Below are 14057 nucleotides of genomic sequence, written 5' to 3'. Positions count from 1 at the left end.
TACCTCTTGGCAAAAACCTCTGTCCATAAACACGCAAAACGCTTTACAGCAGCAAATCTGCACGGCAACTGTTGCGTCTGATTTTGTAATCTTGCCGCAAAGCCATAACATAGCCCCTGGACTTTGTCTTGACACTTTGCTCCGCTATTTGTCGCATCTCCTCCAGTTCACTCCACGAAGGCTACCATGAATATCCGGCAACTGATCTCCTCCATCCCTTTCCAGTTACTGACTCAGGACATCAGAATAGCGTTTGCCTTTCTCACCCGCATTCCTGTGTCTTATCCATTGGATGCACAGGGACGTCCGGTTGAACGGTCCCTTGCCGCAGCTTCCTGGGCCTTTCCACTTGTCGGGCTTATTGTCGGTCTTACAGGTGCTCTGATCTTAACGCTTTCGGATCTGTTACACCTTCCTGCACTTGTCAGTGCTCTTCTGGCCATAACCGTCACCATTATGGTGACGGGCGCGCTTCACGAAGACGGCCTTGCCGACGTCGCTGACGGTTTTGGCGGCAGCCATGACCGCAGTCGTAAACTCGAGATCATGAAAGACAGCCGGGTTGGGAGTTACGGTGTTCTCGCCCTCTGTCTATCTCTCTTGTTGCGTACAGCCCTGATCGCTGGCCTGATCGATTTTGGCTCAATGGATCAGGAAGGGGCGATCACCAGCAATGCTGCAGCAAGTGTTCTGATCGCAGCCCATATCATTGCACGGGGATATCTTCCCCTGATGATGAGCCATCTTCCTCTCGCCCGCGAAAGCGGCTTAGCTGCACAGGCCGACAAGCCCAAACTTCGCAGCAGTTACGCAGCTTTCCTCATCTGCCTGATTCTGTGCTTCAGCCTTTTACCCTTTACCATAGCTGTACTCGCTATTTGCCTGTCGCTTCTCGCAACCGCGCTCTTTTCCTGGTTAAGTTTCCGGCAAATTGGAGGGTATAGTGGCGATGTGCTGGGTTCAACAGCCCAGTTTTGTGAAATCGCGGTCTATATTGCTGCCCTGGGGTATATCACCTAGGATCAACCCCGCGGCCATATTACCAGATAGAGTAACTAAGAATGTCCAGAACCAGATGGTGGTGGATCCGGCATGCTCCGGTGACCGAAAACAACGGTACGATCTATGGCAATGCCGATCTGAACTGCGATTGCAGCGATTTCAGAGCCTTTTCTGCCCTGGCCAACCGTCTTCCAGAGCAAGCAATCTGGGTTACGACGCCTCTGCTGCGAACCCGACAGACGGCAGAAGCTTTGTGTCGGCAAAAAACGTTTCTTCCCGAACCGTCCTTTAACGAAATACCCGAATTCCAGGAACAATCTTTTGGTGACTGGCAAGGAATGACCCACAAGGAACTCGAGGAGAAACGGAACAAAATCTGGCATCGTTTCTGGCTGGCTCCGGCCTCAGAAGCTCCTCCCGGCGGCGAAAGTTTTGTTGACCTGATGCAGCGGGCTGACAAAGCTATCGACCGTCTGAATCACGATCATCAGGGCCAGGACATTGTTGTGATAGCCCACGGAGGCACCATTCGGGCAGCCGTTGCGAAAGCTCTTGATCTCAGCCCGGAAAAAGCCCTCGGTCTCGCCATCGACAACCTGTCCTTGACCCGGCTTGATTATTACACCCCTGAAAATGATCCCTTTACCGATCAGAGTTCATGGGGCGTTGGCTATCTGAATGCAGCTCCTCTTGCCTTCGTCATCAATCAGGAGCCCTAAAAGAAAAAGGCCCTATCAGGAGCCTTTTCCACAATACAGGGATAAAACGAGTTACCAGATCAATGTTATCACAATGAAAATCCCTGCTGAAAGCAATGCCGCTGCAGGCACCGTAATCACCCAGGCTGCGATGATCGTCGTAAAGTGGGACCGCCGGACCAGTTTGCGCCGCGCAACATCTTCCTGATCATAAACCGTATCTTTCCCGTCATCCTCATCATCAGTATCTTCGCTCATACCATCGAGAACAGCCCGGCTGTGCTTTTTTACATACTGTCGACGACGGTTGCTTTTGCTCGTATAGTATTCGCGGAAAAACCCAACCCCGAAAACAGCTCCGACAGCGATATGCGTAGAGCTAACGGGCAGACCAAGTGCCGAAGCCACGATTACGGTTATAGCCGCTGACAAAGCCACGCAATAAGCCCGCATCGGGTTCATCTTGGTGATTTTCTCCCCCACCATCCGGATCAATTTGGGTCCATAGAGAAACAGCCCGAGGCTGATCCCGAAAGCACCGATAATCATGACCCAAATCGGCAGCTGTACCTTAGCCGCAATATCACCTGACTGCGCCGCATGCAGGATCGCGGCAAGAGGTCCAACCGCATTCGCGACATCATTTGCTCCATGCGCAAACGACAACAGGGCAGCCGAGAAAATCAGGGGGAGATGGAACAGTTCCCGCAGCGACTGGTTGCGGTTTTCCATACCCTCAGACTGTTTCCTGATCATCGGCTTGAGAATTACATAAGCGAGAACAAACACAGCAACACTGATCAGAGTGATGTAGGCAATCCCCGGCTTCCATATTTGCTTCAGCCCCTTCATCAGCAGGTAACAGGAAAAGGCACTGGCCATGATCGCAAGCAATACAGGAACCCAGCGACGGGCGGCAGCAATCTTGTCATCACGATAGATGATATTGTTCTTGATAAAGGCCAGAAAGAGAGCGGCAATCACACCACCAAGCAAGGGAGAAATCACCCAGCTCGCAGCAATCGCGCTCATGGTTCCCCAGTTGACCGCACCAAAACCAACCGCCGCTATCCCGGCTCCCATTACCCCACCAACAACCGCATGTGTGGTCGAAACCGGTGCCCCGATACAGGTCGCAAGATTGACCCAGAGCGCAGAAGCGAGCAGCGCAGACATCATCGCCCAGACAAAGGTCTGGCTATCAGACACAAGTGACGGATCAATAATTCCCTTGGAAATCGTTGAAACAACATCGCCCCCGGCGATCAGGGCACCCGCACTTTCAAAGACCGCCGCAATAATCAAGGCGCCCGTCATGGTAAGTGCTTTGGAACCAACCGCCGGCCCGACATTATTAGCGACATCGTTGGCCCCGATATTCAGGGCCATATAGCCCCCCAGAATCGCAGCGACAACAACAAAGACGGCGTTGGGCTGGGCACCGATCAGAACACTGGCAAATCCACCAGCGACCGCCAGGAACAAGACAGCAAGACCTGGGGCCATGAGGTGCTGGGAAAGCGAGCGGGTTGCCTCTTCCATCGAGACAATCTTGCTCAGGTCCTTGTCGAGGGAGGGTTTTGAAAGATGGGCTTTTTTAGAGGCCCCGGAGGAGGAGTTATCAGGCTGATCTGAAGTCGGCATCTTTTTCAACTTTCACAGATACAAAACCCCGCTGCAGCGTGGGGCCGAGGAAGCAATGTTGAAATGTGATAGTTTCATTGCATTTAAATGACAAATGACTGTTTCATGACTTATATATTACAGTTCAGTGACAGGCCCTTTAGCGTTCTGAAATTAAAGAGAAGTCATTCCACAAGACCACCTGACCTCTATCAAACGGGCAGAGAATCTTTCCCTGTCACGATCGTTTAATCTGCCGAAAGGATCAGATCAGCTGCTTTCTCGGCAATCATCATGGTCGGGGCATTTGTGTTCCCAGACGTAATTGTCGGCATGATCGAGGCATCGGCAACACGCAGTCCTTCAATCCCGATCACCCGCAGCTGTTCATCCACAACAGCCTGGGGATCTGACCCCATCTTACAGGTCCCAACCGGGTGAAAGATTGTCGTTCCGATATCTCCTGCCGCTTTTGCCAAATCCTCATCTGAAGTAATGCCTGCTCCGGGCAGGTGTTCAACCGGACTGTACCTGGCAAAGGAGGAGGCATTGCAAATCCGGCGGGTCAACCTGATTGCTTCAGCCGCAACCAGACGATCTTTATCTGTGGAAAGATAATTGGGAGCAATAATTGGCTTCAGCCGACCATCCGGACCATCCAGATGGATATATCCCCGGGATTCAGGGCGCAGATTACATACTGAAGCGGTAAAACCCTGGAAGTCATGAAGCGGATCGCCAAGTTTGTCTGTAGAAAGGGGCTGAACATGGTATTCCAGATCCGCGGTTTCCAGGGCCGGGTCGCTCTTGGCAAAACAACCCAGCTGGCTTGGTGCCATTGACAGGGGACCACGACGGAACAGGGCGTAATCAATTCCCATACCAATTTTTGAAAACAAGCTATGCGACATCTCGTTCAGTGTCTTAACCCCTGAAACCCGGAATACTGTCCTGATCTGAAGATGATCCTGCAGGTTTTGTCCGACCCCCGGAAGATCATGCAGAACCTCCACCCCGTTTTGCTTTAGCAACTCTCCAGGCCCAATACCCGAGGTCTGGAGCAGAACAGGGCTGGCCACGGCTCCGGCCGACAAGATGATTTCCCTGCCCGCGGAAACCCGGGCATTTTCACCTTTGACGGTGAGGGACAAAGCCCTGGCTTTCTTTCCTTCCAGTTCGATTTTTTGCACTTCTGCCCCCGTAAGCACAGTGAGATTCTTGCGTCCCATTACGGGGTGCAGATACGCCCGTGCCGCACTGAAGCGAAATCCCTTTTTCTGGGTTACCTCAAAATAGCCAACCCCTTCATTATTTCCCCGGTTGAAATCCTGGCTCCGCGGTATACCTGTTTCCACCGCAGCATCCAGAAAACCGTCAAGAATTTCCCACGACAGCCTTTGTTCTTCGACCCGCAGCTCGCCCTTGCTACCGTGGAATTCACCTTCGCCCCGGTGATGGTTCTCGCCTTTTTTGAAATAGGGCAGAACATCATCCCAGCCCCAGCCCTGATTGCCCATCTGGCGCCATTGATCATAATCCCGAGCCTGCCCCCGCATATAGATCATGCCGTTGATTGAGGAACAGCCTCCGATAACCTTGCCCCTCGGGTAACCAAGTTTACGCCCGTTCAGACCTTTTTCCGCCACCGTCGAAAGGCACCAGTCCGTTCTCGGGTTGTTGATGGTATAGAGGTAGCCTATGGGGATATGTATCCAGTGATAGTTGTCACTGCCCCCAGCTTCAAGAAGCAGTACCGAATTATCCGGATTTGCAGAAAGCCGGTTCGCGAGCACGCAACCTGCAGAGCCCGCACCGACAATTATATAGTCAAACTTTCCCAGATCCCGCATAACTGCCCCCCCTGATCCCCCTGTCATTCACTCAAGCAGGACGGTCATTTTTAATAGATAATATTCAAACTAGGTTATGGCCCCTAAAATGTCTCTGCCTTTTCCTCGCTTTTCCTGCGATACTGCTGTGCAGATTTCACCATACCTTACATTCAAGCTTGGCTTTCGAGCCGGAAGTAAATCCAGGAGAACACAATGACCATGAGCCTCACACGGGCTTTCCTCCCAGCCAGTTTCTTGAGACTTGCGATCATCACCACAGCCTTTGCCACCCTGCTTTCCTTTAATACAGCAAAAGCGGCAAGCGACGCTGAACAGCTGGTAGCCGCTTCCCGCTACAGCCTCGAAAAACTGCTGAACAACCCTGATTATGCCAAGCTCAAGGAGTTTGCTGGCAAGGCTCATGGCATTCTTATAATTCCCCAGCTGGTCAAAGCCGGTTTTTTTGTTGGCGGTGAAGGAGGATCGGGTGTTCTGCTTGTAAAGGGTGCAGATGGCACCTGGAGCTATCCGGCTTTCTATACCCTGGCAGCAGGCAGTATCGGTTTGCAGATCGGCGGGGAAGTTTCAGAAGTAGTCTTTACTCTTATGAATCCCGGTGCTGTAGAAGCCATCCTCGATAGCGAAGTCAAGTTTGGCGGTGACCTCAGCCTTGCTGTCGGGCCTTTCGGTGCCGGAGTGGAGGCTTCAACCACGGCCAATCTTGACGTTGACGTCTATGCTTTCTCCAGCTCGGTTGGCCTGTTTGGCGGTGGTGCTTTCGAAGGGGCCAAGCTCTTTACCCGCGAAAGCTATAACAGCAGCTACTACGGTGCCGGAGCTGCCCCACGGGGCATCACTATGGAACGGGTCTATTCAAATACACACGCAGATAAACTGCGGGCAGCGCTGCCACAGTAGAAACCGCTTAATCTGGGCCAGCCCTCTCCCGCTTTTCAAGAGAGCTGGTCCAGGTCAGATATCCGGGATTGAATGTTACAGGGCATAGCGCAGCAGTACGACAGCCGCAATAAGACCAACCGCCAATATTCCCGAGATAATAACGATCAGGCTGGCCCGCTCCAGATCTTTCCGGCGATGCCCCTTCTCGGCCTTTTCCTGCCCTGGCTGGTCCGGCTGGAAATTGAGCGCTCCCCCCAAAGCCGCATCAGCAAGCCTCTGGCTGCTCCAGCAACGCCGGATGGCCTGGCCAATGGCTGCCCCCGGAACAAAAAGAGCTGCCAGAATGAACAGTAGCGCCGTCAAAGCATCCGGCAAAGCCATCAAAACATGATCCATTCCGGTAAAAGACCGACCAAAATTCCGTTCCAGCGGTGCCTGAAGCTGGCGCTGTCGATAGAAACGGGCACCCTGATAAACTGCTTGCTGGACAAACAGACCGGGTAAACCAAGTAACCCGTACCAGAAGGCCGGAGCAACAAATCCCTCGACAAAGCCACGCGCCATACCGCCAACAGCGGTTGCGGCCAGCCCGCTGCCCTGGAGCCGTTCAAGATCAGTAATCCGGAACCAGCTGGACACAAGAGGATAGAGTTCGCCACGCACCGTGATCAGGCTGTTAAGGGCCAGAGCCTTGCGAACCCGGTTCAATCGAACCTGATGTGAGCGGTTGTCCAGACAGAGCGCAATCAACCCCACCTCGATCAGCCAGAGAAAGGGCGCATTCCGGCTGATGAAAGACAGACCATATCCTGCAGCACAGGCCAGTCCGGCAAGAAGAAAAAGGCTGGTTGCCCCGTTGACCAACTGGGTCGCAGTTCCCTGACCGGGCTGTTTTTTCTGACCCGTGCTGTTACGGGAGCGGTTCAGCGCGCGATCAAGCCGGACAACGACAAGCCCCATCATCTTGCGGGGACGCGGCAGCCAGCCTTCCAGACGCAAAATTCCGCCATAGAGAGCTTCCAGCCCAAAGGCAAAAAGCAAAAGAAACAGGGGTTCTGCTGACCCGAATACACCTGGCACCTTGATAACGTCCTCATTTATCAGAGCAAAGTTCTCTTGACCGATCATCGTCTGTTTCTGATGCAAGGGGAAGCCCGGACTTGCAAAAAGCATCCGGACAGGGCAAGTGATCCCCGGATTAAAACTTCGGATTAAAATCCAGAAGTAAAATCCAGAACTAAAATCTGGCCAATAACCGGGGAACATATGACGAATTCAAATACCACTAATGCCGTAAATAACGGGGCCGTTCTTGATGTAGAAGATAAACCTCCCTTCAAGCTTTGGGGTCTGTTAAGCCTGCAGCATCTCTGCGCCATGTTCGGGGCAACCGTGCTCGTCCCCTACCTCGTTACCAGCGGCATTCTTGCCAATGATCCTGATGCGACTGGCCTGAGCACAGCTATTGCCCTGATTACCTCCGGGGGCGGTACGCTGCTTTACCTTTGTATCACCGGGTTCAGGATTCCGGCCTATCTCGGCTCCTCTTTTGCCTTCATTGCCCCGCTGATCTCTGCCGCCGTCGCCGCCGGATTACCGGGAGCCATGTTCGGAGCCTTCTGTGCGGGTCTGGTCTATCTGGTGGTTGCCATTCTGATCCGTTTCTTTGGTGTCAACTGGTTGATGAAAATCCTGCCGCCTGTGGTGGTTGGCCCGGTTATCATGGTTATCGGTCTCGGCCTCGCCCCCATTGCCATTGGAATGGCAACCAAAGGAGCTGGCGGTGACTACAGTGCGCTCAACCTCACGGTTGCTCTCTTCACGCTGGTTATGACGCTTCTTTTTTCCCTCGTTTTCAGGGGGATCATCAGTATTATTCCCATTCTTCTGGGGATTATCTGCGGATATGTTCTCGCTTTTGCTCTTGGCATGGTCGATTTTGCAACGGTTGCCTCAAGCGACTGGATCGCCATTCCGGATTTTACCTTCTTTCCGACTGTTTTTGCCGAAGGGCTGCCCTGGTTTGTCCTGCCGCTTCTGGTTCCGGTCGCGCTGGTGACCATTGCCGAACACATCGGTGACCAGATGGTTCTTTCCCGCGTTGTCGGCCGGAATTTTCTGCGTAAACCAGGGCTGGACCGGTCCCTTGCCGGAGACGGCCTTGCCACTCTCTTCGCCTCACTTCTTGGTGGCCCGCCAAATACGACCTATGGTGAAAATATCGGTGTTCTGGCCATTACCCGGATTTACTCCGTCTATGTCATCGCTGGTGCTGCGGTCCTCGCCCTGTCACTCGGTTTCATTGGCAAGATTTCCGCGCTGGTCAGCTCCATACCGGTCCCGGTAATGGGGGGCATTGCCATCGCCCTGTTTGGCGTGATCGCCTCTTCCGGATTGCGCACACTCATCGAAGGCAAGGTGGACCTCAATGAGAAACGTAATCTGCTGATCACTTCGGTCATTCTGGTGCTGGGTATTGGTGGCGCCGAGCTTCCTATTGGTCAGTGGGCAACCCTGTCTTCCATGGCCTTTGCAACATTGGCTGGAATTACCATGCACCTGACCCTTCCCGGCAAAGAGACGGCTGGAGACAGTGTCAAGTCACTCGGATAGCACTCTGTCTTAAGGCCGGATCCAGATCCGGCCTTAAGTGGCTTCAGAGTAGAGATCACGTGGCCGGGCGTTGCAAAGGCATCAGAATTCTCTGCAAGGCCAAAGCCAGTTCTTCCCTTTCTACCGGCGCCAGAAACTCTCCCAGCACAACTCTCTGTCCATGGGAAAAGAGGATCAGCCGACCTTCCGGGTTTTCAGAACGGTCAAGCGAGATTTTCAGCCAATAGGGCTGAAACGTAGCGCAACTGCGTTTCCCCCAGTGGCTGACCTTGGTGACGATCAGATCATCAGCAGTAACCAGTACAGTTTCATACCCGCTGCCAGAGCGATAGCTCAAACGAAATGCAAAATAGACAAGGGCAACATCCAGACCCAGGAAACCAAGAACAGGCCAGGCTCCTGCCAGCATAAAGCCGGTACCACAACACACGACTGCAGCAATCACAAAGCCCATCAGATAACGGAATCCTCTCGAACTCAGACTCCGGTTTGGCCTTAGAAAAGCATGGAAAAGAACAGTTTCTAGCCCGTTCTCTCCTGCTGCTGGTCCGGGATCTTCAGGACCCGCGTTATTCCAATCTCTGGAAAGCATCTTGGCTCTGCCCAGTTTACCCTGTCGATCAGATTATATCCGAAACAGGAACCGACTTCACCACCCGGGAGTTAATTATTATGGTCAGGGCTTTGGGCGCGCCAGCAACAGGCTTCGGAAACAGCTGCGTTTGTCCATAGGCTGAACTGCTGTATTACGTGCTTCTACATAGCTGGTCACGGCATCATAAAACACCAGATCAAGAACACAGTCAGAGGCATTGTATTGCCAGATCTCCGCTGGACTTTCCTGTCGGATAAGTTTTGGCGTCCCCAAGAGTTCCTCTAGACCAGCAGCATCAAGCCCGATCAACTTTTCCGGATTATCATCTACTTCCAGCTCCGGTTTTGTTTTTTCCGGAGGCAAGGACGCCAGCTCCTCACCCTCTGCACTGACATCGCGCGCAACCGTATTCTCTTCCTCTGGCTTGTTTGACCTGTCACCAGCATGCCCCATTTCCTCTGCAACAGAATCTGACTTTCTGGCGACAGAAGTTGCCGGAGGAAGCTCCGTTATCTTGAGCACTCTGTTCGGTCTTGATTTTCCACAAGCTGCTAAGCTTGCCAGAACAAGGAAAACAATCAGGATTTTAAAAGGATAAGTCATAAGAAGGTTAAAAATCTCAAGCCTCTAGCTGTCGAAAGCTTTCAAAGCGATGAAGCATAAAAGCCGTCGCCCAGATTGGCATAACAATGTTCAAAATCGGCACGGTCAGAAGAAAAGCCAGAACAAAACCAGCCAGGACAACCCGTCCGCGATATTTTTGACGGAAGGCTTTGGCTTCTGCCAGAGCAAAGCGGCGCAAGGCAACCATTTCAAAATATTCTCGCCCTAACAGGTAGCCGTTGATTATATAAAACAAAATCAGATTCACACCCGGTAGAAGATAAAGCGGCAAGGCAAGAATATTAACCAGCAGAGTGACACCCAGAAAAGACAGGCTCCCCCAGATTGTCTCGCTCAGAGGCGGTTCCCGTCCAGCGTCAAGCTGTGGATAGTGTTTGCTTTCGACAGCCCGGGCAATATCCTCAAGGAAAAAGGGAATAATAACCAGCATAACTGAAGGAAAGAGCAGGAAACTCAAAACCACGACACCAAACCAGGAAATCAGTTCCGCTCCCCAGACCAGAATGGAGGTAAACCATCCACCTGATTCTGACCACTGTACAATCTGGTCGTCGAGCAAGCCCACCGCGTATCCTGCGCCGATCCAAAGAAGGGCAAACACAACCAGTGAAGCTGTTGCAGAGATAAAAAATACACGCCGGAATGCGGGATCACCTGTCTGACCAAATGCTTTCGAGAGATCACTGAACATGAAGGCTGCTTCCCTTATTGAGAATTCAAATTTGGCGAGATCAGCCCGAACAGAACATTAGCCTGTTCGGCTTCCCCCCGGATGCTTTCTTTTTAATAAGGGGGAAACGCGACTTTTTCAAGACGCGATGCAGCAACTGGCCACCAGTGGATTATCCGGCCTTGCCGATATCTCAAATCAAACACCCCATCATTGCCTTGTAATCTGTAGTCAGATAGGGCGCTTTTGTCGCAAGTTCTGTCACAATTGTGATCGAGACAGACCATTGTTTTTCGGCGGCCTACCCGTTAGAACAAAAGATAAGATCACCAAGTTCAACCACCCGCGGGATATGCTCATGCCAACCAGTTTTCTATCACGCTCTGTATTTGTTATTGCCCTCGCCCTGATTGTTGCTGCCGTGGTCTTTTTCGGCATGAACTACCTGAACAAGCCTTCTTCTTCAAATAATGCCCGTGCCTTGATTGGCGGCCCTTTTTCGCTGGTTGATCACAACGGCAAAGCTGTTACAGAAAAAGAATTCGAAGGTAAATATATGCTGATTTATTTCGGCTATACCTTCTGTCCGGATGTCTGCCCAACATCTTTGACCCTCTTGTCCGATGCCATGGATATTGTCGAAGCTGGAGATCCGGAACTTGCCAAGTTGGTCGTCCCCGTTTTTATCACCGTGGACCCGGAGAGGGATACCGTCTCTGCACTCAAGGACTATGTGGGCCACTTTTACCCAACCATGGTTGGTTTGACAGGTAGCCTGGAACAGGTCTCCGCTGCCGCCAAAAGCTATAAAGTCTTTTACCAAAAAACTGAAGCCGAAGAATCAAGCGAATATCTGATGGATCACTCCTCCATCACCTACCTGATGGGCCCCGACGGCGCTTATGTGAAGCATTATAGCCACGGCACCAGTGGTGAAATCATGGGGGCATCGCTGCTGAAGATACTGAAACAGTAACAGAGGGTACAATCGCGCAGGTTCTCTTGTCTGGAAACCTGCTGATCGATACTCTTGAGCCATGGCGAAACAAAGCTCCGCACACAGCACCAGAATCAATGGAAAAGAGGTCGAGGTCCGGATTCAGTCCCATCCGGCATCCCGCAAGTTATCCCTGCGACTGATCACCGGGGAGAACGCTGTAAAGGTCGTTTCTCCCCCGGGCTACCCCCTCCGGGAGATTCTCGACTTTGTTTCACGCCAGCATGACTGGATTGCCCGCAGGCTTGAACAGAATCCGGAAATCCCCCCCTATCACCACGGCATGACAATCCCTATCCTGGGAAAAGATCACAGGATTATCAGGATAGAGCCTGGCACTGCAGCTAATAAAAACAAGGGAGCTGCCTGGCTTGAAGCTGAACAGCTTTTTATCAAATCCCACGAGGAGCACCTCCCGCGCAGGGTCAGCGACTTCCTTAAAGGAGAAGTCAGGTACGAAATCACCCTTCGTGCCCGGGAAAAATCGGCAAAGATTGAGAAAAAAATAGCCGGCATCCGTATCAAGGACACAACCAGCCGCTGGGGCAGTTGCTCATCAAGTGGAAATCTGAATTTTTCCTGGCGCCTGATATTCACACCGGAAGCCGTTCTGGATTACGTAGTTGCCCATGAGGTTGCCCATCTTGTGCATATGAATCACAGCCCGGACTTCTGGAGGCTTGTGGATCAGCTCACCAGCAGCCGAAAAACTTCCCAGCGCTGGCTCAAACAACATGGCTCCCGATTGCTGACCTATGGATAATATCTTCCCCCTGATCATCCTTCCGGTCAGGGTTCTCCGTAAACCTCGATTTCCATGATGCGAAAATCACCAGCATGGTTACCAAGAACCAGGCCATCAAAATCGCCTGCCAGTCTTGTATCCGTCACAGAAAACAGCTTTTGATCATCCAGAATCACGTCCATAACCCCTTCTCTGTTCCGGTTGAATTCAAGATTGTGTCCGATCCCGGTCAGACTTTCTGCCAAAGCGATAGAGCCGATTGTTTCCTGACCGCTGGAAGTGGTGGCGAGCAACTCTATCCGACTTGTTGCCCCTGTCTGATAGGCCAGTTTATAACCATTAATACGGGCCCCACCCTGATAGACAGCCGTGATCAGGCGTCCTCCATCCAAAAGACCGTTCAGGTTAATCCTGACAGAAAAACTGCCTGGAATCGGAGATGCATTATAAATTTCCGCGTAACCTGTGAATTGCCCCGCACTTTCTTCAGATTGCAGGGCTTTCGAGAAGATCCCCGAAAAGATCCCAACTGCTTTTTGAGTGCTGCTTTCTTCTCCTGAAGATGATGCCTCGGAAGAAGCACTGCGCGGCACGGGAACAGAGGTAAAAAGGTAATCTCTGCTGCGGACCTCAAATTCCCCGGATTCAACACTCCATTCAGGACTCTGGACAAAATCGCCATCGATAAAATTGTCAAAGAAAACCCGAAGTGACCAGGGGCGATCATATTCTTGAAGTAATGCAGAGATTCTCTGTTGGTAAAGCTCATTCGGCAGCGCGGTATCACTCCCGTCGCTTACGAGCTTCCGAAGCTGATCTACGAGAACTTTCTCTTTGTCTACAGATTCATATGCTGTTTTGGAGGGAAGAGCCTTCCCTGTCTCAGAAGACGTTTTCCCCTGGTTTCGACTTCGCAGATCTTCCAGAAGAGTCCGCTGTACCAAACCATCAATTTCCAGTCCAAAATCTGCCTGATAACTGCGAATAGCCTGTCGTGTCCTGTCTCCAGGCAAACCATCAAGAGGACCCGGGTCATAACCTAAAGCCTTCAACAGGCTCTGAAGTGTTCGTTTTTCTTCACGATCCAATGGTGTGTTCTCACCAGGCGGAACAGACCAGACAAGAGCCGGTTCCTCACCTATAGGTGCAACACTATCCACTTGCCTAGAATTCTTTTTGACTTCATCCGGGGTAATCGGCGTCCATTCCTGTGCCCGTTTTTGCGCCTGCGAGACCTGCTCTGCTGTCATTGCTGCAACAAGTTTGTCTCTCGCCCGGCCTGCTTCACGATCCCCCTGGGCCGCCGCCAGATTGAACCATTTATGCGCTTCGACGTAGTCCTGGGGAGCCCCAAAGCCTTTGGAGTAGACATAACCCAGCATGAATTGAGCGTCGCGATGCCCGGTAGCAGCAGACTCTGAAAAACCTTGATATGCCGCAGCATAATCTCCGTTTTCAAAATTTCCCATCGCCTCCTCGAAGCTCTGGGAGCTTGCCGGAAAGCTGACAATCAGAATTCCCAGAACCATCACAGCCGTTGCACAGAGCTGACGGAATGTCTTCATTTTAATGCCTTACGCTAAAAACCTGGGCTTTATTAAGACCCCGGCAAAGTTCTGCACCAGTATAGACATTGGAATTTGTCGAAAATGTGCTGCAGGTTCTCTTGTACAAACAGAGAGCCTGCATTCATCAACCAGCAAGATCGCAAAGAAAATACCCTGTGAGATCCCGACAATATATCCGGGCAGTATATCT

General features: G+C 51.9%; 13 protein-coding genes. 6 read left to right on the top strand and 7 right to left on the bottom strand.

Annotation, left to right across the window (positions count from 1 at the left end; genetic code table 11):
- Window positions 1–186: 186 nt before the first annotated feature.
- Window positions 187–1020 carry an adenosylcobinamide-GDP ribazoletransferase gene (locus B152_RS0121610; protein ID WP_020594545.1) on the top strand — a complete coding sequence of 278 codons (834 nt, stop codon included), beginning with the start codon at window positions 187–189 and terminating at the stop codon, window positions 1018–1020.
- 41 nt (window positions 1021–1061) lie between these two features.
- Window positions 1062–1721: a histidine phosphatase family protein gene (locus B152_RS24685; protein WP_020594544.1), complete on the top strand. Its 660-nt coding sequence runs from the start codon at window positions 1062–1064 to the stop codon at window positions 1719–1721.
- 51 nt (window positions 1722–1772) lie between these two features.
- On the opposite strand, the gene B152_RS0121600 is transcribed toward B152_RS24685, so the two are convergent.
- Together B152_RS0121600 and B152_RS0121595 are read right to left on the bottom strand one after the other, a co-directional pair.
- Window positions 1773–3344 (bottom strand): inorganic phosphate transporter, encoded by a 1572-nt coding sequence (locus tag B152_RS0121600; RefSeq protein ID WP_020594543.1) that lies wholly within the window; start codon window positions 3342–3344, stop codon window positions 1773–1775.
- A gap of 227 nt (window positions 3345–3571) precedes the next feature.
- Window positions 3572–5173 (bottom strand): GMC family oxidoreductase, encoded by a 1602-nt coding sequence (locus tag B152_RS0121595; RefSeq protein WP_020594542.1) that lies wholly within the window; start codon window positions 5171–5173, stop codon window positions 3572–3574.
- 195 nt (window positions 5174–5368) lie between these two features.
- On the opposite strand from B152_RS0121595, the gene B152_RS0121590 reads away from it, so the two are divergent.
- Window positions 5369–6073, top strand: coding sequence for a lipid-binding SYLF domain-containing protein (locus B152_RS0121590; protein ID WP_020594541.1), 705 nt, complete (start codon window positions 5369–5371; stop codon window positions 6071–6073).
- A gap of 75 nt (window positions 6074–6148) precedes the next feature.
- Here B152_RS0121590 and B152_RS0121585 read toward each other — a convergent pair whose 3' ends face one another.
- Complete coding sequence (locus B152_RS0121585) at window positions 6149–7183, bottom strand: cobalamin biosynthesis protein (RefSeq protein ID WP_157231213.1); 1035 nt, start codon at window positions 7181–7183, stop codon at window positions 6149–6151.
- A 138-nt stretch (window positions 7184–7321) separates the two neighbouring features.
- Here B152_RS0121585 and B152_RS0121580 point away from each other — a divergent pair, with 138 nt between their 5' ends.
- Window positions 7322–8668: a uracil-xanthine permease family protein gene (locus B152_RS0121580; protein ID WP_020594539.1), complete on the top strand. Its 1347-nt coding sequence runs from the start codon at window positions 7322–7324 to the stop codon at window positions 8666–8668.
- 55 nt (window positions 8669–8723) lie between these two features.
- Here B152_RS0121580 and B152_RS24680 read toward each other — a convergent pair whose 3' ends face one another.
- The 3 genes from B152_RS24680 to B152_RS0121565 form a co-directional block, all read right to left on the bottom strand.
- On the bottom strand, window positions 8724–9260 hold the full coding sequence (locus B152_RS24680; protein ID WP_083921971.1) for a DUF2244 domain-containing protein: 537 nt from the start codon (window positions 9258–9260) through the stop codon (window positions 8724–8726).
- 84 nt (window positions 9261–9344) lie between these two features.
- Complete coding sequence (locus tag B152_RS25700) at window positions 9345–9785, bottom strand: hypothetical protein (RefSeq protein WP_157231212.1); 441 nt, start codon at window positions 9783–9785, stop codon at window positions 9345–9347.
- 97 nt (window positions 9786–9882) lie between these two features.
- Entirely contained in the window at window positions 9883–10578 is a 696-nt protein-coding gene (locus B152_RS0121565; RefSeq protein ID WP_020594536.1) for an EI24 domain-containing protein, read from the bottom strand.
- 337 nt (window positions 10579–10915) lie between these two features.
- Here B152_RS0121565 and B152_RS0121560 point away from each other — a divergent pair, with 337 nt between their 5' ends.
- Complete coding sequence (locus B152_RS0121560; RefSeq protein ID WP_020594535.1) at window positions 10916–11533, top strand: SCO family protein; 618 nt, start codon at window positions 10916–10918, stop codon at window positions 11531–11533.
- Between the two features lie 61 nt (window positions 11534–11594).
- Entirely contained in the window at window positions 11595–12317 is a 723-nt protein-coding gene (locus B152_RS0121555; RefSeq protein WP_020594534.1) for a M48 family metallopeptidase, read from the top strand.
- Window positions 12318–12343: 26 nt separating this feature from the next.
- Here the strand turns inward: B152_RS0121555 and B152_RS0121550 are convergent, their stop codons facing one another.
- Window positions 12344–13864: an SEL1-like repeat protein gene (locus B152_RS0121550; protein WP_020594533.1), complete on the bottom strand. Its 1521-nt coding sequence runs from the start codon at window positions 13862–13864 to the stop codon at window positions 12344–12346.
- Between the last annotated feature and the right edge of the window lie 193 nt (window positions 13865–14057).

Origin of the sequence: Kiloniella laminariae DSM 19542, from assembly GCF_000374005.1 — a bacterium.
GTDB classification, from domain to species: domain Bacteria; phylum Pseudomonadota; class Alphaproteobacteria; order Kiloniellales; family Kiloniellaceae; genus Kiloniella; species Kiloniella laminariae.
Note: the sequence above shows the minus strand (reverse complement) of the source record. Positions and strands in the feature narration are given on the sequence as shown.